Origin of the sequence: Thiococcus pfennigii (assembly GCF_016583835.1) — a bacterium.
Classification (GTDB): Bacteria; Pseudomonadota; Gammaproteobacteria; order Chromatiales; family Chromatiaceae; genus Thiococcus; species Thiococcus pfennigii.
This window is the reverse complement of sequence record NZ_NRRW01000021.1, coordinates 30,505-53,466: the sequence shown is the minus strand read 5'-3', so window position 1 is coordinate 53,466 and position 22,962 is coordinate 30,505. Positions and strand designations below refer to the sequence as shown.

Sequence of the window (22,962 nt, the reverse complement as noted above, 5' to 3'; positions counted from 1 at the left end):
GCGATGACCCGAGGCCGGCTTGGCTGCGCGAGCGTCGCCATCAGGCGTTGGCGACCCGTGAATGGCGGGATGCGTTTCGCTTTCCCGCCCTACGTTCTTCGTGACCAACCCATGAATGGCGGGATGCGCTTTGCTTTCCCGCCCTACGTTCTACGTTCTACGTTCTACGTTCTTCGTGACCAGACCGGCCAGCCCGAAGGCGACGCCAAGGGGGAGCTGGCTCCTACCTTGGCGGGCCGGCAGCGCGGGCGACGCGTGTGACCGAGGCCGGGAGAACACACCCGGACGACGACGCCGGAAGGGCGCGATAGGATAGGCCGTCTCGGTCCCTGTCTCAAAATCGTCGCATCCCGCCTCGGCGCCCGGCCGCAACAGCATAAGCCACTCTTCCTCAATGCCTTTAGCCTGAACCTGACAGGCCCCCAGGCGGCCGGCGGCAAAGCATGAATTATCTCGCTTCTCTCCATTGAATGCGCGGCCACGCACCGTCCGGCTCAGGGCCGCGCCAACGGCGGGCGCTCGCCGGTGATACCGAGCGCCGCGGCCATGAAATGCCCCTTGACCGGCCAGAACCGATCGGTCGCCGCAAGGCCCAGGCTGCGCGCCGCCGCGAGCGCCGGCACCTCGTTGCCGAACAGGCGCTTGAAGCCGTCCATCGCGGCCAGCATCAGGGCGTTGTCGCCGCGCCGGGCGCGCTCGTAGCGGCGCAGCGTCGCGCGCGCCCCGATGTCGCGGCCCCGCTCGTGGGCCCGGGCGATCGCCTCGGCGAGCGCCGCGGCGTCGAGGAGGCCGAGGTTGAGGCCCTGCCCGGCCAGCGGGTGCAGGACATGGGCGGCGTCGCCGACGAGCGCCAGGCGCCGTCCGCAGTAGCTCACCGCGTGCTGGCGACGCAGCGCAAAGGCGGCGCGCGGGCCGACCTCGAGGATCCGCCCGAGGCACAGCTCGCTGGCCTCGCTCAGCGCCTCGCAGAAGCCGGCGTCCGGGAGCGCGAGGAGGGCCTCGGCGCGCGCCTCGCAGGCCGACCAGACGAGCGCGCAGCGCCCGTCGGCGAGCGGCAGCAGGGCCAACGGCCCGCTCGGCAGGAAGCGCTGCCAGGCGGTTTCCGCGTGCCAGCGTTCGGGCCGCACCAGGGCGACGATCGCCCGCTGGTCGTAGTCCCCACCCCGGGTCGCGATGCCGACGAGGTCGCGGACCAGCGAATCGCGCCCGTCGGCCCCGACGACCAGCCGGGCCGCCAGGTGGCGCCCGTCGTGCAGCGTGACCGTCGCCCGCTCGTCATCGAGGACCAGATCGGTGATGCGCGCCGGCGCGATCAGCGTAACCGTCTCGCTCCGCTCCAGGCGTTCCCAGAGGGCCAGCTGGACGACCCGATTCTCGACGATGTGCCCGAGATCGGGCTCGCCGAGGTCGGCGCTGTCGAAGTGGATACGCCCGCCGCCGACCGCATCCCAGACCCGCATCTCCCGATAGGGGCTGACCCCGAGCGCGGCGATCCGCTCCCAGACACCGAGCCGGGCGAGGATACGCTGACTGGCGCGGTTCAGGGCCGAGACCCGCGGGTCCGCCTCGCCGGGGGGCCAGGTACGCGCCGGCGGGCGCGCCTCGACGACGGCGATCGCCAAGCCGAGGTCGGCCCCGGCCGCCGCCAGGACGGCGCCGACGATGCCGCCGCCGACGACGACCAGGTCGAAGGTCTCCGGGGAATCAGCCATCGAGGGTCTCCAACGGTAGGCCGCGGGCGAGACGGGTCTGACGCCCGGCGCGGCCCATGAAGCGGCGGGCGAGTTGATGACGCAGGCCGGGGACGAGTTCGATGCCGAGCAACCCGAGGTCGCGCGCGGCCCGCAGCGGCGGCCAGCCGCCGACGAACAGCCGGGCCAGCAGGTCGGTCGTCGCCGCGACCTCGGCCTGATCGCGTCGCCGCCAGTCCCGGTAGGCAGCGAGCGCGGCCGTGCCACCGACGTCGTCGCCGGCGCGGCGCGCTGCGACCAGGACCTCGGCGAGGGCCGCGACGTCGCGCAGCCCCAGGTTGAGGCCCTGCCCGGCCACCGGGTGCAGCGTATGGGCGGCATTGCCGATCAGCACCACCCGCGGCCTGGTCGCCTCGCTGGCCAAGCGCTGCACGAGCGGAAAGGCGCGACGCGGGGAGGTGCGCGCGAGGCGCCCGAGCCGCCAACCAAAATATCCCTGGATGCGCGCGAGGAAGGCCTCGTCGGAGAGCGCGAGGAGCCCCGCGGTCCGATCCTGCGGCACCGACCACACGAGCGACCAGCGCCCCTCGGTCATCGGCAGCAAGGCCAGCGGCCCGGACTCCGTGAAGCGCTCGAAGGCGACGCCGGGCTGGGGTCGATCGGGCGTGAGGGTCGCGATCAGGGCGTCCTGGCCGTACGGACGCTCGCGCAGCCCGATGCCGAGCAGACGGCGGACGCTGGAGTCGCCGCCGTCGGCGGCGACCAGCAACCGCGTGCGCAGCCGCTCGCTGACGCCGCCCTCGGCGACCTGGACCTCGACCCATTGCGGCGTCACGCGCAGATCGACGACCCGGGCCGGGGCGCGCACGCAGACCTCCGCCACCCCGCTCAGCCGGTCTTGGATCGCCTCGCCGATGAGCCGGGCCGGGACGACCTGCCCCAAGGCGTCGACGCCCTCGTCGCGCCGATCCATCCGCAGCGCGCCGCAACCGCCGCGCTGCGACACCTCCACCGCGTGGATCGGTTCGGCGCCCGGGGCGAGCCGCGGCCAGAGCCCGATCCCGGCGAGGATCCGCTCGCTCGTCCAGGACAGGGCGATGACCCGCTCGTCATCGCCCGGATGGCCGGGCGCCCGGGGCGGTGCCGCCTCGATGACGGCGACCCGCAGGCCCATACCCCGCAGGGCGCAGGCCAGGCTGCCGCCGACCAGCCCACCGCCGACGATGACCAGATCCTGCTCACATTCGCTCAAGGTCGTGTCGCTGCCTCCAGCCCATCTGAACCGCCCGTCGGGTCACGGCGCGCGCAACCCTGTTCATTCTCATGGAACGCCGTACCGGCGCACCTGACCCGATCTGAGCGCGCCGGTGTTCGCCTGGGCCGTAGGTCGGGTTAGCCCCTCGGGGCGTAACCCGACGGCCGGCAACACGGCGCCCGCCGAGGCCGCTGTCGGGTTACGGCGCGCGCAACCCTGTTCCTTCCTAAGCGGCCGCCGTGCCGGCGCGCCTAACCCGACCTACGGGCCGTGCCGCCGCCCTCGCTTGCGAACGGTGGATGATCGCAACCGACGCGCCGGCCCAATCGCGACTCAGGCCCTGGTGCCGACCAGCGCCTCGATCGCCGCCGGGTCCTTGGGGGCCTCCGCCGTGAGGATCTCGTGGCCGTCGTCGGTGATCGCGACATCGTCCTCGATACGGATGCCGATGTCACGGTAGGCCGGCGGGGCCTCGGCGTTGCCCGCGGCGATATAGAGCCCCGGTTCGACGGTCAGGACCATGCCCGGTTCGAAGCGACGCCAGTCGTCGCCGACCCGATAGTCGCCGACGTCGTGCACGTCCATCCCGAGCCAGTGGCCGGTGCGGTGCATATAGAAGGGCTTGTAGCGCTCCTCGCGGATCAGCTTGGGTACCGAGCGGCGCGTCCCGGACAGGATGCCGAGCTCGACGAGGCCCGCCGTCAGGGTCCGCACCGCCGCATCGTGCGGATCGTTCCAGCGGTTGCCCGGCACGGCCTTGGCGATGGCCGCCGCCTGGGCGGCGAGGACCAGCTCGTAGAGCTCGCGCTGCGGCGCCGTGAAGCGGCCGTTGACCGGAAAGGTGCGGGTGATGTCGGAGGCGTAGCCGTCGAGTTCGCAACCGGCGTCGATCAAGACCAGGTCGCCATCGCGCAGGCGATGGCCGTTGTCGACATAGTGCAGGACGCAGGCGTTCGCACCGCTGCCGACGATCGGCGGGTAGGCCTGAAAGCGCGCCCCTCGGTCGGCGCAATGATGCACGAGCACCGCCTCCAACTGGTACTCCCAGAGCCCGGGGCGGCAGTGCTGCATCGCGCGGCGGTGGGCGCCCGCCGAGATCCGCGCGGCGCGGCGCATCGTGCGCAGCTCCGCCGCGTCCTTGACCAGGCGTCGCTCGTGCAGCAGGCGATCGCTGGCGACGAGTTCCGAGGGCGCCCGCACCCCGCCGCGGACCTTCGCGCGCACGACGGCGAGCCAGTCCATCAGGCGGCGATCGAAGGCTGGGTCGCGCCCGAGCGGATAGTAGACCCGGTTGCGCCCCTCCAGGAGGGCGGGCATCCGTTCGTCGAGCTCGGCGATCGGATGGGCCTCGGCGGCCCGGTAGTCGGCGATCGCCCCCTCGAGACCGGCCCGCGCCCCGTTCCAGGTCTCCTTCTCGGGATCATGCGGGCGACAGAAGAGGACGAACTCCCCGCCCTTGCGCCCCGGGGCCAACAGGGCCAGCGCGTCGGGCTCGGGGAAGCCGGTCAGATACAGGAGGTCGCTGTCTTGACGGAAGGGGTGGTCGACGTCGCGGCTGCGCACGGCCTCCCCGGCCGCCGGCAGCAGCAGCAGGCTGTCGGGGGGCATCTCGGCGAGGAGCGCGCGACGCCGGCGCTGGTAGAGGGCGCGGGACATCAGCCGTCTCCGCCAACGCACTCCTCGTAGAGGAGCCGGGCCGCGACACGGGTAAACTCGGTGATCTCGGTCAGGGCCTGCTCGCTCTCCTCGCCGAGCTCGAGCGTGGCGAGGTCGAGCTGGGTGATGGCGACGAAGTCATCGAGGATCTCGCGGGCCTCCGGCGTAAAGCCGGCGGGGTCGACCTGGGCCAGACCGAGCCCGTAGAGCAGACCGCGGCACCAGTCGTAGACCGCCTCGACCCGCTCCGGCAGCGGCCGCTCCTCGTCGGGCAAGAGCAGCGTCAGCGCGAGTTCGGGACCGGCGAGTTCGGCCCGCGTGCGCTCGGCCAGCGCCGTCAACGCCTCGCGCGCCGCCGAGAGGTCGCCCTGATCGTGCGGCAGCTCGTCGAGCCAGTCCTCGGGCAACCGCGGCGCGCGGGCGCAGAGGAGGCCGCACAGGATGCCATGCACCTCCGCCGGACTCAGCGAGAGGTCGTCGAGCTGCTGCGCAAGCTGCTGGTAGTGCGTACCCGTCGTCGCCTCCAATCGTCGAGATTTCCCGGCCGGCGGCCGCCGGCGGCAGCGCCCATCCCCGCGGATCATAGCACGGCGCCCGCGCCAATTGACCCGAACGATAGCCCCTCCTATAGTGCAGAGACCCGTTTGAGGAGCATAATCCGTGGCCTATTTCGACATCGACAGACTGGAGAAACAGGTGGACGAGATCATCGAATGCTGCCGCCGGCTGCAGGAGGACAACGAGACCCTGCGCGCGCGGCAGGCCTCCTTGACGACCGAACGGGCGGAACTGATCCAGAAGACGGACCTAGCCCGCAGCCGCATCGAGGCGACGCTCGCGCGCCTGAAGACGATGGAGGAAAGCCTATGAGCAGCGAAGCCGTCCCGATCACGGTACGTATCCTCGACAAGGAGTACCACGTCGGCTGCCAGCCCGACGAGCAGGACGAGCTCTACGCCTCCGCGCGCCTGCTCGACGAGCGCATGCGCGAGATCCGCCGGAGCGGCCGGGTCATCGGCACGGACCGCATCGCCGTGATGGCCGCCCTGAACATCGCCCACGAGCTGATCCTCCAGCGCAAGGCCGAGGCGGGCGCCGGCAACGGCACGGCCAAGCGCCTGCTGATGCTGCAGGAACGCATCGAGGCGGCCCTCGCCGGACGCACCGCAGTGGACGGCCGCGACGAAACGGTTTAGCCTGTATCCCAAGACATCCCCTGCGGTGTGCGACTGCGGCCTGGGTATTTTCTTGAGCCTAATCGATGCCCCGGGGACATGATGGTGAGGCCGTTGTGCAGACCCGTCTCGCCGCGGGGAGCCTGAAGCCGAATCGGTTGTCCCCACTTGAACCTACAGGTTCAAGAGCGAAGGCAGGCAACGCCACAGGCGGGGGATGTCCCTCCTTCGATCGACCATTTCCATGCCCTCGATGCCCTCTCCGCGCAGTCGGCTGCGGGCCCTGCGCCGCGCCCTCCCGCCGGCCATCCAGCGTCGGCACGCCAGGGACCTGACCCGCCATCTCGGCCGCCGCCCGCGCCTGCGCCGCGCCACGCGGGTCGCCCTCTACTGGCCGAGCGACGGCGAGCTGGACCCACGCCCGCTGCTGCGACTCGGACCACGCAAACGCTGGTATCTGCCGGTGCTCCGTCGCTTCCCGCGCCGCACCCTGATGTTCGTGCGCTGGCGCCCGGGCGAACGGCTGCGCCCGAATCGCTTCGGCATCCCCGAACCGACGCGGCGCGGTCGCCGGATCCACCCGGCCGGCGCCCTCGACCTGGTGCTGGTACCGCTGGTCGGCTTCGACGCCGACGGCCACCGCCTCGGCATGGGCGGCGGCTACTACGACCGCACGCTGGCCGGACTCCGTCAGCGTCGCCACTGGCGCCGGCCACGGCTGATCGGTCTCGCCCACGACTGCCAGCGACTCGCGCGGATCGAGCCCCGCCCCTGGGACGTGCGGCTCGATGCCGTCGCGACCGAGTCGGGGCTCGTCGGCAAGCTGTAAGGGCGGCTCACGGAGAGGCGTGACCACAGAGATGCCGGGTGACGACCGGTAGGTGCGGCTTCAGCCGCAACTCGATCAGGGGCTACGTTAGCCGCAACGCAATTCGGCCAGGCGACCAAGGCCGCGGCCTTCGTTTGGCTGAAGCCGCACCTACTGCACCCACTCCGCTTCGCGACCTCGGAAGGCGCCCCTGTCGCCGCGCCGCACCCTCAGGAGGCGGTTTCGGTGACGGGCGCGCCCCCGCCGCCGGCAAAGAGCCGATAGGCCGGATTGTCGGTCTCCTCCCAATAGCGGTAGCCGAGGCCGTCGAGCTGCCGGCCGAGCTCGGCGAACTCCAGCCCCGGGATCTGGATGCCGATCAGCACCCGGCCATAGGCAGCGCCGTGGTTGCGGTAATGGAACAGGCTGATGTTCCAGCGCCGCCCCAGGCCGGCGAGGAAATCCAGCAGCGCGCCCGGGCGCTCGGGGAATTCCAGACGGATCAGCCGTTCGTCGGCGAGGCCAGGCGCATGACCGCCGACCATGTAGCGGATGTGCAGCTTCGCGGTCTCGTTCTCCGTCATGTCCGTGACCCGCAGGCCCTTGCCCTCGAGGCGCCCGATCAGGTCGGCGCGCTCCTGATCGCCGCCGCCAAGCTCGACGCCGACGAAGACCTGGGCGCGACGCGCGTCGGCGAAACGGTAGTTGAACTCGGTGATCTGGCGTCGCCCGAGGGCACGGCAGAAGTGCAGGAAACTCCCCGGGCGCTCCGGGATCTCGACCGCGAGCAGGGCCTCGCGCCGTTCGCCGAGCTCGGCCCGCTCGGCGACGTGCCGCAACCGATCGAAATTGATGTTGGCGCCACTCTCGATCGCGATCAGGGCCTCGCCGGCGACCCCGCGGGCCTCGACATAGCGCTTGAGCCCCGCCACGGCCAAGGCCCCGGCGGGCTCGGCGATCCCGCGGGTATCGTCGAAGATGTCGCGAATCGCGGCACAGATCTCGTCGCTGTTGACCAGCAGGACCTCGTCGACCGTCTCGCGCGCGACGCGGAAGGTCTCCTCGCCGATGCGACGCACGGCCACCCCGTCGGCGAAGAGGCCGACCCGCTCGAGCGTGACCGGTCGCCCGACCGCCAAGGCCCGCTCCAGCGTCGGGGCCTCCTCGGGTTCCACCCCGATCACCCGCACCCGCGGATAGAGGTACTTCACATAGGCCGCGACACCCGCGATCAGGCCCCCTCCCCCGACAGGCACGAAGATCGCGTGCGGCGGCTGCGGGTGCTGGCGCAGGATCTCCATCGCGATCGTCCCCTGGCCGGCGATGACGTCCGGGTCGTCGAACGGGTGGATGAAGGTCAGCGCCCGCTCCGCGGCCAGGGTGCGGGCATGGGCATAGGCCTCGTCGTAGGAATCCCCGTGGAGGACCGCCTTGGCACCCAGACGGCGCACCGCCCGGGCCTTGATCGCCGGCGTCGTGCGCGGCATCACGATCGTCGCCTCGATCCCCAGGCGGCTCGCCCCGAGGGCCACCCCCTGGGCGTGATTGCCGGCCGAGGCGGCGATGACCCCGCTCGCACGCGCCGCCTCGCCCAGGTGGAACAGCTTGTTGTAGGCCCCGCGCAGCTTGAACGAGAAGACCGGCTGCAGGTCCTCGCGCTTGAGATAGACCTCGTTGCCGAGCCGCCGCGACAGCAGGTGCGCGCGGCTCAACGGCGTCTCGATGGCGACGTCGTAGACGCGCGCCCGCAGGATGCGCTCGATGTAGGAGACAGGCATGTGATTCCTCGTCTGGCACGCCACGTCGATGCCGCCCCTCGGTGACCGCGGCGCTGGAATGCCGGATTGTCCGCCGGCGAGGGGACATTGGCCAGTGCCGACCGATCGCAACCCGCCGCAACCGGGGGGGGGCAAGTCCCGCAAGATCGCGCACCAGACCTAAGGAACGGCGCGGAAACAACCGATACAAGCACGTGGAAGACAAGAAACTACGAAATGCGCGAAAGTCGCGAAAAATTCCAGATTCTCCCGCGTATATTCTGCCTTTTCGTGTATTTCGCGTGTTTCGTAGTTTAAGAGAAGATGCGCCGGTTGTTCTTGAATCGTCACTAAGCGGCTATCGGTCGACCCACAACGGATCGGGTGCAGGCGCAGAATGTCGCCTGGAGGCAGGCGGCCGGCGGGGAGCCGCATTCACACGGGCATGCTCGACGTTCGGGACCAACCTCTCCGGGAGCGCCGAACCCCAGCTCGGCATCGGGAACGCCGAGCCCCAGCTCGGCAATCCTCGCTGCGCTTGCACAGGCTCCTGCACTCGCAACCTCCCGGGGTCGGGAATCGGCCAAGCGCAAGCTGATGGATTGCAGTACGGCAGGGGCTTGGCTCGAGCTGGGCCGAGCTGGAGCTCGGCGTTCCCGGACCTCGCCACGCGCATCTTGGCCGCGCGGGCATCTGCTATGATGGCCAGGTCCCCCTTCAGGCAGGAGTCGATCCGATGAATCAAGATGCGATGAAGCAGCGCGCGGCCGAGGCCGCGTTGGACTATGTCGACGGTGGCCTCATCGGCGTGGGCACGGGCTCGACGGTCAATCACTTCATCGACCTGCTCGCGACGATCAAGGCGCGCATCGACGGCGCCGTGTCCAGCTCCGAGGCATCGACCGCGCGGCTCACGGCGCATGGCATCCCGGTGCTCGACCTCAACATCGCCGGCGAGTTGGCACTCTATGTCGACGGCGCGGACGAGTCCAATCACCGCCTACAGTTGATCAAGGGCGGCGGCGGGGCACTGACGCGCGAGAAGATCGTCGCCGCGGCCAGCCGGCAGTTCGTCTGCATCGCCGACGAGGGCAAGTTGGTCGAGCGTCTCGGCCGCTTCCCGCTGCCGGTCGAGGTCATCCCGATGGCCCGCAGCTATGTCGCGCGCGAACTGGTGCAACTCGGCGGCACGCCGGTCTGGCGAGAGGGCTTCGTCACCGACAACGGCAACCTGATCCTCGATGTCCGGGACCTGGAGATCGAGGACCCGATCGGCCTGGAGCAGGCGATCAATGCGATCCCCGGGGTCGTCACCGTCGGCCTGTTCGCGCAGCGCCCGGCCGATGTCCTGATCCTCGGCGGCGCGGACGGCACGCGGACGCTGACGGCGCAATAGCGATTCGAAGCCCCCGAAACGGCCGTGGCCGTAGGGCGGGAAAGCCCAGCGCATCCCGCCGCTGAAGAAGGCCGTAGCCGCGTAGGTCGGGTTAGCCCCTCGGGGCGTAACCCGACGGCCGGCAACGCGGCCCCGCCAAGGCCGCTGTCAGATTACGACGCGCGCCAGCCTGTCCTTTCCCAGCGACCGCCGCGCCGGCGCGCCTAACCCGAGGCGGTTCCGGCCCCCGAGGTCGGGGCCGCCATCGCGGTCACGACCAGACCAATCCGATCCCCGCGGCCGCCCCAATGGCGGCGGTCACGGCGGCGATGCGCTTGGTCAAACCCGTCGGTGCCAGCGCGGCAACGATGCCCAGCTTGACCAGCGTGTTGACGATGGCGGCGATCACGATACCCCGCACCGCCACGTCGGCAGCGATCGCCCCCAGGCCCATGCGCGCGAACGACAGGCTGATGGCATCGGCGTCCGCGAGCCCCGCCACGGCCGCGAGCGCGTAGAGCCCCGCGTCCCCGAGCCACTCCTGCACGTAGTACGAAAGCAGGATGATCCCGGCCAGCATCGCCCCGAAGGTCAAGGCCGTTGCGACCTCGGAGGGGTTGGCGAGCCTGTGCGTCGCCTGCTCGCCCAGGTCGCGGCCACGCGCCTCGAGCCCCAGCAGGGCCGCCGCCATCAGGCTGGCCAACAGGGCCAGGCCGACCGGCCAGGCCAACGCCTCCACGAGCGCGCCGTTGACGAGCCCCACCAGCACGAGCAGGCGCACGAACATGATCCCGCCCGCCAGCGCGATGCCGGCGGCTAATAGGGGCGTCATCCCCGGGTGGCTGCGACCGAGCTTCGCGAAACTGATCGTCAAGGCGGTCGACGAGGCGAGCCCGCCGAGGACCGCCGTGAGGAATAATCCGCTGCGCGGCCCGGCGAGCTTCATCGCGAAATAGCCGGCGAAGGAGATGCCGGCGACCAGCACGACGAGCCACCAGAGCTCGTAGGGATTGAGCACCTCGCCCGGGCCGAAGCCGCGATTGGGCAACACCGGCAGCAGCACCACAGACAGCACTAGCAGCTCGACGGCCGCCGTCAGCTCGAGGCGTTTGATCTGCTGCACCCAGCGGTGCAAGACCGGCTTGGCCGACAGAAGGGCCAATGTGGCGACCGCTCCGGCCGCCGCCAGGGTCGCATCGCCGATCACGGCCATGGCGCCGAGGAGAAAGACCAGCAGCTCCGCGACCTCGGTCGTGATACCGAAATCCTTGAGCTCGCGGGTGCGCAGCACATGGGCGGCGATGACCAGGGCACCATAGGTCACGAGGGTGGCCGCCAGCACCCAGCCGCCGAGGTCCCGCGCGAGCGCGGCCGACACGCCGCCGAGCAACCCCATCAGCGCGAAGGTCCGCACGCCGGCGATGCGCACGCCCCCACCCTCGTCGCGGGTGTGGCGACCCCGCTCAATGCCGATCAGAAAACCGATACCCAGGGCCAAGGCGAGACGCCAGAAGAGGTCCGTGCCATCCATGAAGGCGATCTGGGGCTCACCCGCCTGGACTCAACGGACACGGCCCCGGGGCGCCGATCGGCACGGCCTGTAGGCCCGTAGGGTTAGGCCCGCCGACAGGGCGGTCGAGAAAGGGCGGGCCAGCGCGCGCCGTAACCCGACAGAGGTCTCCGCAAGCACCGCATCGCCGGTCGTCGGGTTAAGCCCCGAGTGCAGGGCGGCATGCAATGGCCCGTGGCGGGATGCGCTTCGCTTTCCCGCCCTACGGCCTCGCGCCCGAAGAAGAGATCTCGCGCAGAGACGCAAAGGCGCAGAGCAGGAGAAGAGGAGCGTACTGGTGACATCGACCAAGGCCTTTTCTTCACTTTGCGCCTCGGCGTCTCTGCGCGAGCCCGTAGTCCGATGAGGCGCGCCGGCACGGCGGTCGCCGAGCAAGAAAGGCCTGCGCGCCGTCACCCGACAGGCGGCTCGCCCAACGAAAAACGGGGTCCGAAGACCCCGTTTTCCATCCCTACCTCGGCCCCACTCAGAACGAGTGGATCATGCCGAGCGAGAAGGCGTCATAGCTACCGCCGAGCACACCATCGTCGTCGTCGACGTCGGTGTACAGGACGTAGGCCGTAGTGCGCTTGCTGAAACTATGATCGAAACCGACGACCCAGCTCTTGGCGGCATCGATGCTGACACCCGACACGTCGGGATCGTTCTCGCCATAGGCGGCCTTGATCATGTTGTTGCCGAAGGCATAGCCGGCCTGGATCTGCCACAGATCGGAGTCGGCATCCGGGACGCCCAGATAATCGCTCCAATTCTCGTAGACGCCGGAGAGGGTGAAGCCGTTCCAGTCGAGGAGGCCGAGACCGACGCGCCACTTCTCGTAGTCTTCGAGGTTGTTGCCCGGCGCCCCCATCATCTCGCTGCTCAGGCTCTCGTAGGCCAGCGAGGCATAGAGCGGACCGTTGTTATAGATGGCACCCAGCGACCAACCCTCGTTGATCGAATCGGCCTCTGGATTGCCAGTGGCGTTCACGACATCCAGAACAGGAAACGCCGGATTGCCGAAGACGAAGCCATCGATGACGACCTGCGGGTACGCCCGCCCGGTCACGCCGCCAGTCGGGATGACCGCGCCAGCGACCTGGAAGCCGTTGAAGCTCGGGCTGATGTACATGATGGTGCTGTCGGCACGCAGATCCTCGAAGCCGACGATGTTCGCGAAGTCCGCCAGCGTATCGCCGAACAGGTCGAGCTTGCCGGTCGAGATCTTGAACGGGGTGTCGTGACGGCCAGCGAGCACGGTGCCCCACTGGCTCGACAGGCCGACGAAGCTGTTGCGCATCCGGATGCTATCGCCGCGGTCGGCGTCGAAGACGGTACCGGTCCGGTTGGAGATCGGGACGTCCAACTCGATCTGATAGATGGCCTTCAGGCCATTGCCGAGGTCCTCGGACCCCTTGACGCCGAGGCGGCTGGAGTACGAGTTCAGATCCCAGCCATCGTAGCCGTTTTCGACGTCGATGTAGTCGAGGGCCACATGCATCTTGCCGTAGAGGGTGGCATCGGCCATCGCGGCGGCCGGCGCGACCAGGGCGGCGGCGACCGCCAGGGTGACGAGCTTCTTGTTCATTGCGTTCTCCACTGTTGTGAACAGTCCAGATCGACTGCGGGTCGGGTCGGAGTCTCGAGCGCGCCAGCAGTCTTGCGCTGCGGTTGTAATGCTAGTCCACCGGATAGACAAAAGCAACAGTTTTTTATAAAAATGCGACAACGAGGCCGGCTGTTGCTTTTTCGCCGCAAACGATGGATTTTCAAGCCCAAGCAGCTACATGGATGCCATGGAACGCCAGCGCAGGAGATCGCGACAGGGGTTGTTGCAAGATCGCCCCACGAAATCCGGGCCGAACACCAGCACGAGCGCCGACGACCCGCATGCCCCAGACACGAAAGAGCCGGCATCGCTGCCGGCTCTTCTGGAATTGGCTGGGGGACTAGGATTCGAACCTAGGTTGACGGAGTCAGAGTCCGTAGTCCTGCCGCTAGACGATCCCCCAAGTGAGCGGTTCGCGTCCTGCCGCGCTTCACGCACCAGGACGCTCCCTGCGTGGCACCCGTATCAGCGCTTGGAGTACTGCGGACGCTTGCGGGCCTTGTGCAGGCCGACCTTCTTGCGCTCGACCTCGCGCGAATCGCGGGTCAGGAAGCCGGCCCGGCGCAGCGGTTGACGCAACGCCTCGTCGTAGGCGACCAGTGCCCGCGCGATGCCGTGGCGAATCGCCCCGGCCTGACCGGTCGTGCCGCCGCCGACGACGGTGGCGCGGATATCGACCCGATCGACCATCGAGGTGACCTCGAGGGCCTGGCGCACGACCATCCGCGCCGTCTCGCGACCGAAGAACTGGTCGAGCGGCCGCCCGTTGACCGTAATGGCCCCGGCGCCCGTCGTCAAGAAGACCCTGGCACTGGAGGTCTTGCGGCGCCCGATTGCGTGCTGCACTTCCGCCATCGCGTTGTGCTCTCCTAAAAATCGTGAGAAGGAATCCGAACGAAGACCTAGATCTCGAGGGGCTGCGGCTGCTGGGCCTGGTGGCGATGCGTCGACCCGCCGTAGACATGCAGCTTCTTGAACATCGCCCGGCCCAGCGGATTGCGCGGCAACATGCCCTTGACGGCCTGCTCAATGACGCGTTCGGGCGCCTTGGCCAGCAGCTTCTCGAGGCTGATCGACTTCAGGTTGCCGACGTACCCCGTGTGCTTATAGTACATCTTGTCCTGAAGCTTGTTGCCCGTCACCCGGATCTTCTCGGCATTGACGATGACGATGTAATCGCCGGTGTCGACGTGTTGCGTATACTGGGGCTTGTGCTTGCCGCGCAACCGCCGCGCCACCTCGGTGGCGAGCCGTCCCAAGGTCTTGCCGTCGGCGTCAACCAGATACCAGGCACGGCGTACCTCGGCGGGCTTGGCGCTCACAGTCGTCATGTCCGTTGCTCCGTAGGGCTCAGAATCTTTGGCCATCGTGAAAGACCGGCAATGATAGGCGAGCGGCCGTCGTTAGGCAAGACCCAGTCCGCGTCAGCCGCCAGACGGGCCACCACGAGGCGCATCCGTTCCGATCGCCGCATCGCTGCATCGCCGCAGGAGATCGCACGGGGCCCACCGACCGGACCCCGCGGGCGGCCCACCGAGGGGCGGCAACGAGCCCCGGGGCGCCGACTCGATCACCCCAGGGAGGCGGGGATTCGCCAGCGCGCCCCGCCGAGGAGCGACCGTCAACCGTCCAAGCCATCCCGAAACCCGTCAGAGGACGGAATCGACGGATCGAGGAAGAATCGGTTCCGTCAGTCCCCGTAGGCGAACATCTCTTGCAGGACACCCGCCACCTCCCGGGCACGCGCCTCCGGCAGAACGCCCAACCGTCTCACCAGGCGGGACTTGTCGACCGTCCTGATCTGATCGAGGACCACCTGACCTCTCTTCCGCTGAAAGACAAGATCGACCCGGGTCGGGTAGTCGCGTCGCGTGGACGTCATCGGCGCGATGATGACGGCGCGGATGTAGCGATTCATCTCGTCCGGCGAGATGACGACGCACGGCCGGGTCTTCTGGATTTCCGATCCTTGCGTCGGGTCCAGATCGACCAGATACACCTCGTACCGGCGGACCTGCTTCACCAGGTCCAGCCTTGGCTACCGAACCCGTTTTCGACCGTGTCGGGGATCAGGGGCGCGTCGTCGCCGGCAGCCGCCATCTTCTCGAAGGCGGCGCTCCAGCCCTCGCGCACGCCCCGTGCCGGCGCCAACATCACGACGCCGTTCTCGACGCGCATCTCGAGCTCGTTACCGAAACCGCATTCCTTGATGACGGACGCGGGGATGCGCACCCCCTTCGAGTTGCCGATCGACACGAGATTGACCTTCATGGCAAACCCTCCTAAAGTAACAACAATGTAGTCACATGCTGCGCGCCATGCAAGCCCTGAGATCCCATACTGGAGCGGACGACGAGGACGCGCCGTTTAGAAAAGGCGCCTCGAAACGGGTGCCCGTGCTCGCTCCCCAAACACCTCGACGTCACGCACCTCGTCGGTTGGGGTAATGACGGGTGCATGACCGCAAAAAAGAGATCTCGCGCAGAGACGCAAAGGCGCGGAGAATGAAGAGGAGAAGACAAGGGCACTGGCGACATCGACCAAGGCGCTTTCTTCACTTTGCGCCTCTGCGTCTCCGCGCGAGCCTCTTCAGGGGACCTTGAAAAATTGCCATCCAGGCAATTCTTCAACACGCGAAGCGAAAATGCGATTTCCGCTTCGCTTCAGAGCGCGCAACGCCAACTGCGCGACAACTCCCGGCAAGCTTCGCGTCCCGCAGGACGCGCTCGACCGGGTAGCGGACTCCGCGACACCGCTCGGCCACGACGAGCCAGATCCGACCGGTGCCAGCAAGACCTTTATGCCCATTTTCCGCGGCGGCGCGCTAGAATCCAGTCACGATGAACAGGGTCAAACCCGCCGACTTGGCGCGCCACCTGCGCCGCCGCACCGAGCAGCAGCACACCACGACCGGCGCGGTGCGCGCACAGGCGTTGCGGGCCCGCCTACCAGCCGCCGTCAGCCTACTTACGAGAACGCTATGGTGCCGATCGCGTTGTGCTGTTCGGCTCTCTTGCGGTCGGCGGCACTCATGCCAGGAGCGATGTGGACCTTGCCGTCTCGGGGCTCGAGCGGGATCAGTTCTTTTCGGCACTGGGCGACTTGATGGACGTCTTCGAGGCGCCCGTGGACCTGGTGGAGCTGGAGTCGGCGCCGGGAAGTCTGCGCGAGCGGATCGAGGCCGAGGGAGAGCCGTTGTGAACGCACCCTTGCAGCGGCTCCGCGCCGAGATCCGCTTCGACCGTGACGCGTTCGCGGGCCGAATCGATGAGCTTGAAAGGTTGCGCCTGCCTGCCACGGATGTCGCACAGCACCTCCAAGCCGCAAGCTCGTCCGCTACCCGCCACGCCGATGCCTCATACTAACCGGATACGCTGGCTCGGCGGCCACAGTATCGCCGTGTAAAGCCATTTCGCGCCCGCACCATCGGCATTCCCTATCACCAAGTGGCGCCTAGCCCACCCCCCGACAGATCACCTCGACAACGATTAGCCGGCTCTATGCGCCCCAAAAAACTACTAAATTTCTGTTGTATTTCTGACCATTTACAATCGGATCCCCGCAAATCAGCGCCCAACGGAGACGCGGTCAAATGATTACCAGCAATCCCTTCGTGGAACTTTCGGCTCTCATCCCACCGGCGGTCATGCAGACCTACGTGGTCCTGATGGTCCTCTTGGTCATCGGCGGCACCCTGCTCGACGTCGTCCACAAGAAGAGCGCCAAGTACTTCTTCGAGAGAGGCCAGGCGCTCAAGAAACTGGCCACGCGCAACGTCAGCTCCGTGGAGAAGATCGGCATCGCCGCCGGCACGGTCGCCCACGAGGTCTTGGCCTCGGGCGAGTTCGAAAACCCGGATCGACGCAAGTCCCACCTACTGATCATGTACGGCTTCGTCGTCTTCGTCGTGACGAGCGCGATGATGATCTTCGGCCTGCCCGCCGCCGAGGGCGATTCCTCCTTCCTCGCACCCCTCCTCTGGCACCTGGGCGCGGTCTCGATCTGCGTCGGCGGCTATTGGTTCTGGTTCAAGATCCGCGTCGATGTGCGCTCCGAGGGCCATCAGTGGTACGACGTCCATCGCTCGGACCTGTTCGTCGTCTCGCTGCTGCTGATGGCGACCTTCGCGCTCGTCTGGTCCCTGCTTCAGGCGATGGGCGGCGGCCTGCTCGCCGGCGTCGCCGCCTTCGTCTTCATCGTCGCGGCCACCACGCTGTTCAGCACCGTCTTCTGGTCGAAGTTCGCTCACATGTTCTACAAGCCCGCGGCGGCGTACCAGAAGAAGGTCGCCAAGGCCGACGGTTCGCGGGACAAGCTCCCCGACCTGCCCGAGTTGACGGATCCCGCCGTCAAGCAACGCTACCCCGACATCCCCGAGTACATGGGCGACAACCCGCCCTACATGGGGCTTGGTATCAAGCGTGAAGCGCCGAACCACTACTGATTCGATTCGATAAATCGGATCACTGAGAGGAACAGAAGATGCCGACTTTCGTCTATATGACTCGCTGCGATGGTTGTGGCCAGTGCGTTGATATCTGCCCCTCGGACATCATGCACATCGACACCACTGTCCGACGCGCCTACAACATCGAGCCCAATATGTGCTGGGAGTGCTACTCCTGCGTCAAGGCCTGCCCGCACAATGCGATCGACGTCCGCGGCTACGCCGACTTCGCGCCGCTGGGCCATTCGGTGCGCGTGCGGCGCGACGAGGAAAAGGGCGTCATCGCCTGGCGGATCATCTTCCGCAACGGCAAGAAGGACATGAATCTGCTGGCGCCCATCACCACCAAGCCTTGGGGCCAAGGCATTCCGCAGCTCGCCGATGCGCCCGCGCCGAGCCAGGAGATGCGCGACAGCCAGCTGTTGTTCAACGAGCCCAAGTACATTCGCCTCGATGAGGGCGACCTGCACACGCTCGAGTCCAATGGCCTGAAGATGAAGGAAGGGGTGTACTACTGATGGCTTACAAGACAATCATCGAAGACGATATCGACATCCTCGTCGCCGGCGCCGGCCTGGGCGGCACGGGTGCGGCCTTCGAGGCTCGGTATTGGGGCAAGGACAAGAAGATCGTCATCGCCGAGAAGGCGAACATCGACCGTTCCGGCGCCGTCGCGCAGGGCCTGTACGCGATCAACTGCTACATGGGAACCCGGTTCGGCGAGAACAACCCGGAAGACCATGTCCGTTACGCCCGCATCGACCTGATGGGCATGGTTCGCGAGGATCTGCTGTTCGACATGGCGCGCCACGTCGACTCGACTGTGCATCAGTTCGAGGAGTGGGGTCTGCCCCTGATGCGCAACCCGAAGACCGGGGCCTATCAGCGCGAGGGCCGCTGGCAGATCATGATCCACGGCGAGTCCTACAAGCCGATCGTCGCGGAAGCCGCGAAGAAGTCGGCGGACAAGGTCTTCAACCGGATCTGCCTGACCCATCTGCTGATGGATGAGAGCCGGTCGAATCGCGTCGCCGGCGCCGTCGGCTTCAATGTGCGCACCGGCAATTACCACGTCTTCAAGTCCAAGGCGGTCATCGTCGCCGCCGGTGGCGCCTCGAACATCTACAAGCCGCGCTCGGTCGGCGAAGGGGCCGGTCGCGTCTGGTATGCGCCCTGGTCTTCGGGCTCGGCCTATGGTCTCCTGATCGGCGCCGGGGCCAAGATGACCCAGATGGAGAACCGCATCGTCCTGGCCCGCTTCAAGGACGGCTACGGCCCGGTCGGCGCCTACTTCCTGCACCTGAAGACCTACACACAGAACGGGGTCGGCGAAGAGTACGAGTCCAAGTGGTGGCCGCAGCTCCAAGAGATGGTCGGCAAGGAGTATCTGGATCCGGAACTCTCCCACCGAACCCACCGCCCGATCCCGACCTGTCTGCGCAACCATGCGTTGATCAGCGAGGTCAATGCCGGTCGCGGACCGATCCACATGGTCACGATGGAGGCCTTCCAGGATCCGCATCTCGAGGAGATCGGCTGGCACAACTTCCTCGGCATGACCGTCGGGCAGGCCGTGCTCTGGGCCGCCACCGACGTCGACCCGAAGAACGAGAACCCCGAGCTGACCACCTCCGAGCCCTATGTCATGGGCTCCCACGCGACCGGTTGCGGCGCCTGGTGCTCGGGTCCGGAGGACATCTCCCCGCCCGAGTACTTCTGGGGCTACAACCGCATGACCACCGTCGAGGGGCTTTTCGGTGCCGGCGACGCGGCCGGCGGCACGCCGCACGCGTTCTCTTCGGGCTCCTTCACCGAGGGTCGTCTCGCGGCCAAGGCCGCCTGCAAGTACATCGACGACGGCAAGGCCGAAGGGATCCGCGTCTCCGACGAGCAGATCGATCGCCGGCGCGAGGAGATCTACAAGCCGCTGGAGCACTACCGGATCTATCGCAACGAGATCACCGCCGGCTCGGTCAACCCGAACTACATCAACCCGCGCCAGGGCCTCGATCGCCTGCAGAAACTGATGGACGAGTACTGCGGCGGAGTGACCGTCAGCTACATGACCAATGAGAAGCTGCTGAACATCGGCCTGAAGAAGATGAAGCTCCTCGAGGAGGACCTCGAGAAGCTCGCGGCCGAGGACATCCACGAACTGCTGCGCGCGTGGGAGCTCAAGCACCGCCATCTCACGTCCGAAGCCGTCATGCATCACACCCTGTTCCGCAAGGAGACCCGTTGGCCGGGTTATTACTACCGCGGCGACTGCCTGAAGCTCGACGACGAGAATTGGCACGTGCTGACGGTGTCGCGCCGCGATCCCGAGACCGGCGAATACACGATGGAAAAGGCGCCTTGCTACCACCTCGTCGAGGCGAAAGAAGAGGCGCAGGAGGCGGCACCAGAAGAGGCCTGAAGGCATCTCGAGGCCTGGGGCCCTTGGTGCAGCCAGGGGTCCCACCCTCGCCCATCGCCGATCCATGCGGCGATGGCGGGACAGCGGCCAACCCCGTAGGACCGGCTTGCGGGCGACCGGACTACCGTCGCCCGCAGGCGGGCACCTACACCCGCCGGGCCCAGCCGGGCAATCCGCCGCCCATCACCGGTCGTCTCCTGCGACACCAGCGACCAGGCGACCCCTGATGCCGGCCGCGACCGGACCTGTTCCGGGTGGGGGCCTTGGATTTCGCGAGGCGCCCTGTCTGCGTGTCCGTCCCCCAGGTTCCGCAACGGCCTTGACGTCACGATGGCGTCGGCCCATCGATGGCGACATGACATGAACATCAACGACAAGACCGACGACGAGATCCTCGCGATCGCCCATCCCATGTGGGATGACCTCGTCCGTTATTCCAATACCGGCGAGTACGGCAAGTTCATCAGGCGGTTCTCCTACAACCTGTTGCTCGGCCTCAACGAAGTCGAAATGGGCAAGCAGTTCGCCCACAGCGCGCTCGCGCGCAATCTGGTCGAGGAAAGGGACTTTCTGGGGCTGATCCGGCGCGATCAACATGTGACGGCCCTCTACCGGGTGCGGAGCACCGCACGGGAAGGCGAGTGGCTCGGCCGAATGGTCATTGGTTACGAAAATGGCGAGGTCAAGATCTTCGCCGCATCGATCTTCTGACCCATGAAACAGATCATCGCAGCCAACAAATTCGTCGAACTGACCTACCGGATCGTCGATCGACAGACCGGCGACGTCTTGACCACCGTCGAGTTTCCATTGGGTTACGTCCAGGGCGGCAACTCGGTCCTGGCGCCCCAGATCATGGCGGAACTGGAGGGCAAGGCAGCCGGCGACAGGATCTCGGTGCCGATCGATTGCACCGATCTCTATGGCCCCAGAGACGAATCCCTGGTCGTCACCGATTCGATCGAAAACGTCCCCGAGGAATATCGGGAGGTCGGCACGCGCATCACCATGGAGAACGATCAGGGGCACACACGAACCTTCCTCGTCACCCGCATGGACGACCGGACGCTGACGGTCGACGGCAACCATCCACTCTGCGGCCGCCAGGTCGTATTCGAGCTCGAGGTGCTGACCGTGCGCGACGCGACCGATGAGGAGATCCTCGCCGGCGGCCAGGTCGAGCGAGGGCCGGATCTCGGTGGGCTGCAAACGCGGCCGATCTGAACCTTCGATGCCCTGCCCACGGCCCCGACGACGATCGCCGCGGCCCGGTCGGGTTAGGCGCGCCGCCACGGCGGTCGCCAACAAAGAACAACCCTGCGCGCGCCGTAACCCGACAGCGGCCTCCGCGGGCGCCGCATCGCCGGCCGTCGGGTTACGCCCCGAGGGGCTAACCCGACCTACGGCCCCGGCGATGCCGGCACGGCCCGTAGTCGGGTTAGGCGCGCCGCCACGGCGGTCGCCAACAAAGAACCGCCCTGCGCGCGCCGTAATCCGACAGCGGCCTCGCGGGCGCCGCATCGCCGGCCGTCGGGTTACGCCCCGAGGGGCTGACCCGACCTACGGCCCCGACGAACATCGGCACCGCCGTAGGTCGGGTTAGGCGCGCCGCCACGGCGGTCGCCAACAAAGAACAGCCCTGCGCGCGCCGTAACCCGACAGCGGCCTCCGCGGGCGCCGCATCGCCGGCCGTCGGGTTACGCCCCGAGGGGCTGACCCGACCTACGGCCCCGACGAAGATCGCCGCGGCCGCGTCGGGCCAGGCCGCACCCTAATGTCCACGCTAAGACATCATTTGGAGACCAAGCCCTGACCATGACGCCCGAAGACCCAAGCCACCAGACCGCCGAGGAATGTCGTTTCTGCGTCTCCAAGCCCGGCCGACAGTTGATGATCGAGGGCAGTTACGGCTTCGCCGCCTACGATCGCCATCCCGCGAGCCCGGGGCACTTCCTGGTCATCCCCTACCGGCACTTCGCGAGCTATTTCGACATCAACGATGACGAACTCGTCGACCTCTGGGGCCTGGTGGCCCGCGGCAAGGAGATCGTCGACGCGGAGTACCATCCGGATGGCTACAACATCGGGATCAACGTCGGCCACTGGGCCGGACAGTCGATTCATCACCTGCACATCCATGTGATCCCCCGGTACAAGGGCGATGTCGAGAACCCCAAGGGCGGAGTGCGCAGCGTCATCCCGCACAAGAAGCTCTACACCGTCTCGCCCGATTGACGATCGGCGCAACCCTCTCACTGCGCATGCGGACCGCACCGCCGAAATCCGCGGTACCGCCGTTCACGGGAGCGGCCCGGGGTCCGAGGCCTCGCCGCCGGTCCCGCCCGGCCCGCCCCCGAAACACGATCGAACATCGCGGGGTTCCTATCCCGCGCCAGGGGGTAGCCTTTCAAGGTCCCGGCAATATCCTGGCCGGTTCAATAGAAAATACGAAATACCCGAAACACGCGAACGGGATAAAACCTGGACAATCCCGGCCGCGGATGTCGGGTTACGCTGCCGCAACCCGAACACGCCAGCTAGTTTCGAGCCGGCGCTAGAACCCGAAGGCCCTCTTCATGGCGCGATACACCTGCTCATGGGTGTATGCGTTCTCGCCGCAATGAAGGAGCTCGTCGTCCTCGGTGCGAAAGGTCAGGTACGGGTGCACCTCCACCCCGTCCACCTCGATCGGCGCGAGATCGTCGATGACCCCAGCGATGCTCAAGGCAATGCTCGCCGTAAGGTCTTCGAGCTTATCCTGGCCCACGCCAGCTTCTTGCAGCTTGATCTTGATCCGCTCGACGATCTCGGCGATGAATATCGCCTGCCGCTCGCCGAATTCGGAACTCTCCAATTTGAGTTTCATGTTCACCACCTCGATGGCCCGCTCCGCCCAGCCCCCATGCCCGACAGGCGACCGCCGGAGCGCGGCCACCGCATCCTGCGCACGCGATGCGAGAGAGGCCACTTGGAACGATGAGAAACGACACGACAGCCGATGGATACCGCTGTGCGCCACCCATCCTACTGCCTAGTCGATACTGCGCCACCGTCCGAAGATCGAGCACGAACGGTTCGTCGACCATCTCCTTTCGCGCATTTCGTTGTCTCTGGCACAGCCGATGGGCATCGCCGCGCTCGGCCACCCTACCTGCCCTGTTTCGACCGCGGCCTGGGTTGGAACGGCCACCCGCGGCCGGAGGCGCAACGGCGCGCCAGATTGG

General features: G+C 67.4%; 22 protein-coding genes, 1 tRNA gene, 1 other RNA gene and 1 pseudogene. 12 read left to right on the top strand and 13 right to left on the bottom strand.

The genetic code is table 11. The features are described 5' to 3' along the window. Positions 1-494 precede the first annotated feature (494 nt). From CKO41_RS09135 to CKO41_RS09120, 4 genes are all read right to left on the bottom strand, one after another. Positions 495-1,712, bottom strand: coding sequence for a UbiH/UbiF/VisC/COQ6 family ubiquinone biosynthesis hydroxylase (locus CKO41_RS09135; RefSeq protein ID WP_200381895.1), 1,218 nt, complete (start codon positions 1,710-1,712; stop codon positions 495-497). Next, the gene (gene ubiH / locus CKO41_RS09130; RefSeq protein ID WP_200381894.1) at positions 1,705-2,943 is read right to left on the bottom strand and encodes a 2-octaprenyl-6-methoxyphenyl hydroxylase; all 1,239 of its coding nucleotides are present in this window, start codon (positions 2,941-2,943) and stop codon (positions 1,705-1,707) included. The genes CKO41_RS09135 and ubiH overlap by 8 nt, the downstream gene beginning before the upstream one ends. A gap of 336 nt (positions 2,944-3,279) precedes the next feature. Next, positions 3,280-4,602 carry a Xaa-Pro aminopeptidase gene (gene pepP, locus CKO41_RS09125; RefSeq protein ID WP_200251632.1) on the bottom strand — a complete coding sequence of 441 codons (1,323 nt, stop codon included), beginning with the start codon at positions 4,600-4,602 and terminating at the stop codon, positions 3,280-3,282. Then, positions 4,602-5,129: a UPF0149 family protein gene (locus CKO41_RS09120; RefSeq protein ID WP_200251631.1), complete on the bottom strand. Its 528-nt coding sequence runs from the start codon at positions 5,127-5,129 to the stop codon at positions 4,602-4,604. Before CKO41_RS09120 ends, pepP begins: the two co-directional genes overlap by 1 nt. Positions 5,130-5,262: 133 nt before the next feature. Between CKO41_RS09120 and CKO41_RS09115 the strand changes: the two genes are divergently transcribed. The 4 genes from CKO41_RS09115 to CKO41_RS09100 all read left to right on the top strand — a co-directional run bounded on the left by CKO41_RS09115 (position 5,263) and on the right by CKO41_RS09100 (position 6,606). After that, entirely contained in the window at positions 5,263-5,472 is a 210-nt protein-coding gene (locus CKO41_RS09115) for a TIGR02449 family protein (protein ID WP_200251630.1), read from the top strand. Next, on the top strand, positions 5,469-5,798 hold the full coding sequence (locus CKO41_RS09110) for a cell division protein ZapA (protein WP_200251629.1): 330 nt from the start codon (positions 5,469-5,471) through the stop codon (positions 5,796-5,798). Before CKO41_RS09115 ends, CKO41_RS09110 begins: the two co-directional genes overlap by 4 nt. A gap of 14 nt (positions 5,799-5,812) precedes the next feature. Then, positions 5,813-5,998: non-coding RNA, 6S RNA (gene ssrS / locus CKO41_RS09105), on the top strand. Between the two features lie 23 nt (positions 5,999-6,021). After that, positions 6,022-6,606, top strand: a complete 585-nt coding sequence (locus tag CKO41_RS09100; RefSeq protein ID WP_200251627.1) for a 5-formyltetrahydrofolate cyclo-ligase — start codon at positions 6,022-6,024, stop codon at positions 6,604-6,606. Positions 6,607-6,815: 209 nt separating this feature from the next. Here CKO41_RS09100 and ilvA read toward each other — a convergent pair whose 3' ends face one another. Next, complete coding sequence (gene ilvA, locus CKO41_RS09095) at positions 6,816-8,387, bottom strand: threonine ammonia-lyase, biosynthetic (RefSeq protein WP_338115558.1); 1,572 nt, start codon at positions 8,385-8,387, stop codon at positions 6,816-6,818. A gap of 691 nt (positions 8,388-9,078) precedes the next feature. Here ilvA and rpiA point away from each other — a divergent pair. After that, positions 9,079-9,738 (top strand): ribose-5-phosphate isomerase RpiA, encoded by a 660-nt coding sequence (gene rpiA / locus CKO41_RS09090; protein ID WP_200381892.1) that lies wholly within the window; start codon positions 9,079-9,081, stop codon positions 9,736-9,738. 250 nt (positions 9,739-9,988) lie between these two features. Here the strand turns inward: rpiA and CKO41_RS09085 are convergent, their stop codons facing one another. From CKO41_RS09085 to CKO41_RS09055, 7 genes are all read right to left on the bottom strand, one after another. Further along, on the bottom strand, positions 9,989-11,248 hold the full coding sequence (locus tag CKO41_RS09085) for an MgtC/SapB family protein (protein WP_200381891.1): 1,260 nt from the start codon (positions 11,246-11,248) through the stop codon (positions 9,989-9,991). Between the two features lie 505 nt (positions 11,249-11,753). Beyond that, positions 11,754-12,854, bottom strand: coding sequence for a porin (locus CKO41_RS09080; protein WP_200251617.1), 1,101 nt, complete (start codon positions 12,852-12,854; stop codon positions 11,754-11,756). Between the two features lie 350 nt (positions 12,855-13,204). Beyond that, positions 13,205-13,278 (bottom strand) — tRNA-Gln (locus CKO41_RS09075). Between the two features lie 62 nt (positions 13,279-13,340). After that, positions 13,341-13,730, bottom strand: a complete 390-nt coding sequence (gene rpsI / locus CKO41_RS09070; RefSeq protein WP_200251614.1) for a 30S ribosomal protein S9 — start codon at positions 13,728-13,730, stop codon at positions 13,341-13,343. A 47-nt stretch (positions 13,731-13,777) separates the two neighbouring features. Further along, complete coding sequence (rplM, locus tag CKO41_RS09065) at positions 13,778-14,206, bottom strand: 50S ribosomal protein L13 (protein ID WP_200251611.1); 429 nt, start codon at positions 14,204-14,206, stop codon at positions 13,778-13,780. Positions 14,207-14,565: 359 nt separating this feature from the next. After that, positions 14,566-14,898 carry a type II toxin-antitoxin system PemK/MazF family toxin gene (locus CKO41_RS09060; RefSeq protein WP_200381890.1) on the bottom strand — a complete coding sequence of 111 codons (333 nt, stop codon included), beginning with the start codon at positions 14,896-14,898 and terminating at the stop codon, positions 14,566-14,568. After that, positions 14,895-15,146: an AbrB/MazE/SpoVT family DNA-binding domain-containing protein gene (locus CKO41_RS09055; RefSeq protein ID WP_200381889.1), complete on the bottom strand. Its 252-nt coding sequence runs from the start codon at positions 15,144-15,146 to the stop codon at positions 14,895-14,897. Before CKO41_RS09055 ends, CKO41_RS09060 begins: the two co-directional genes overlap by 4 nt. 705 nt (positions 15,147-15,851) lie before the next feature. Between CKO41_RS09055 and CKO41_RS09050 the strand changes: the two are divergent. From CKO41_RS09050 to CKO41_RS09020, 7 genes and pseudogenes are all read left to right on the top strand, one after another. After that, positions 15,852-16,076: pseudogene (locus CKO41_RS09050) on the top strand (nucleotidyltransferase family protein); the annotation flags it as partial. Between the two features lie 391 nt (positions 16,077-16,467). Next, on the top strand, positions 16,468-17,319 hold the full coding sequence (locus CKO41_RS09045; protein ID WP_200251602.1) for an adenylyl-sulfate reductase: 852 nt from the start codon (positions 16,468-16,470) through the stop codon (positions 17,317-17,319). A gap of 38 nt (positions 17,320-17,357) precedes the next feature. Beyond that, positions 17,358-17,840, top strand: coding sequence for an adenylyl-sulfate reductase subunit beta (gene aprB, locus CKO41_RS09040; RefSeq protein ID WP_200251601.1), 483 nt, complete (start codon positions 17,358-17,360; stop codon positions 17,838-17,840). Next, entirely contained in the window at positions 17,840-19,738 is a 1,899-nt protein-coding gene (gene aprA / locus CKO41_RS09035; protein ID WP_200381888.1) for an adenylyl-sulfate reductase subunit alpha, read from the top strand. The genes aprB and aprA overlap by 1 nt, the downstream gene beginning before the upstream one ends. 360 nt (positions 19,739-20,098) lie before the next feature. Then, positions 20,099-20,449 carry a hypothetical protein gene (locus tag CKO41_RS09030; RefSeq protein ID WP_200251596.1) on the top strand — a complete coding sequence of 117 codons (351 nt, stop codon included), beginning with the start codon at positions 20,099-20,101 and terminating at the stop codon, positions 20,447-20,449. A 3-nt stretch (positions 20,450-20,452) separates the two neighbouring features. Further along, positions 20,453-20,962, top strand: coding sequence for an FKBP-type peptidyl-prolyl cis-trans isomerase (locus CKO41_RS09025; protein WP_200251593.1), 510 nt, complete (start codon positions 20,453-20,455; stop codon positions 20,960-20,962). Positions 20,963-21,553: 591 nt separating this feature from the next. Further along, on the top strand, positions 21,554-21,973 hold the full coding sequence (locus tag CKO41_RS09020) for an HIT family protein (RefSeq protein ID WP_200251590.1): 420 nt from the start codon (positions 21,554-21,556) through the stop codon (positions 21,971-21,973). Positions 21,974-22,292: 319 nt separating this feature from the next. Here the strand turns inward: CKO41_RS09020 and CKO41_RS09015 are convergent, their stop codons facing one another. Beyond that, complete coding sequence (locus CKO41_RS09015) at positions 22,293-22,673, bottom strand: hypothetical protein (RefSeq protein ID WP_420826468.1); 381 nt, start codon at positions 22,671-22,673, stop codon at positions 22,293-22,295. Between the last annotated feature and the right edge of the window lie 289 nt (positions 22,674-22,962).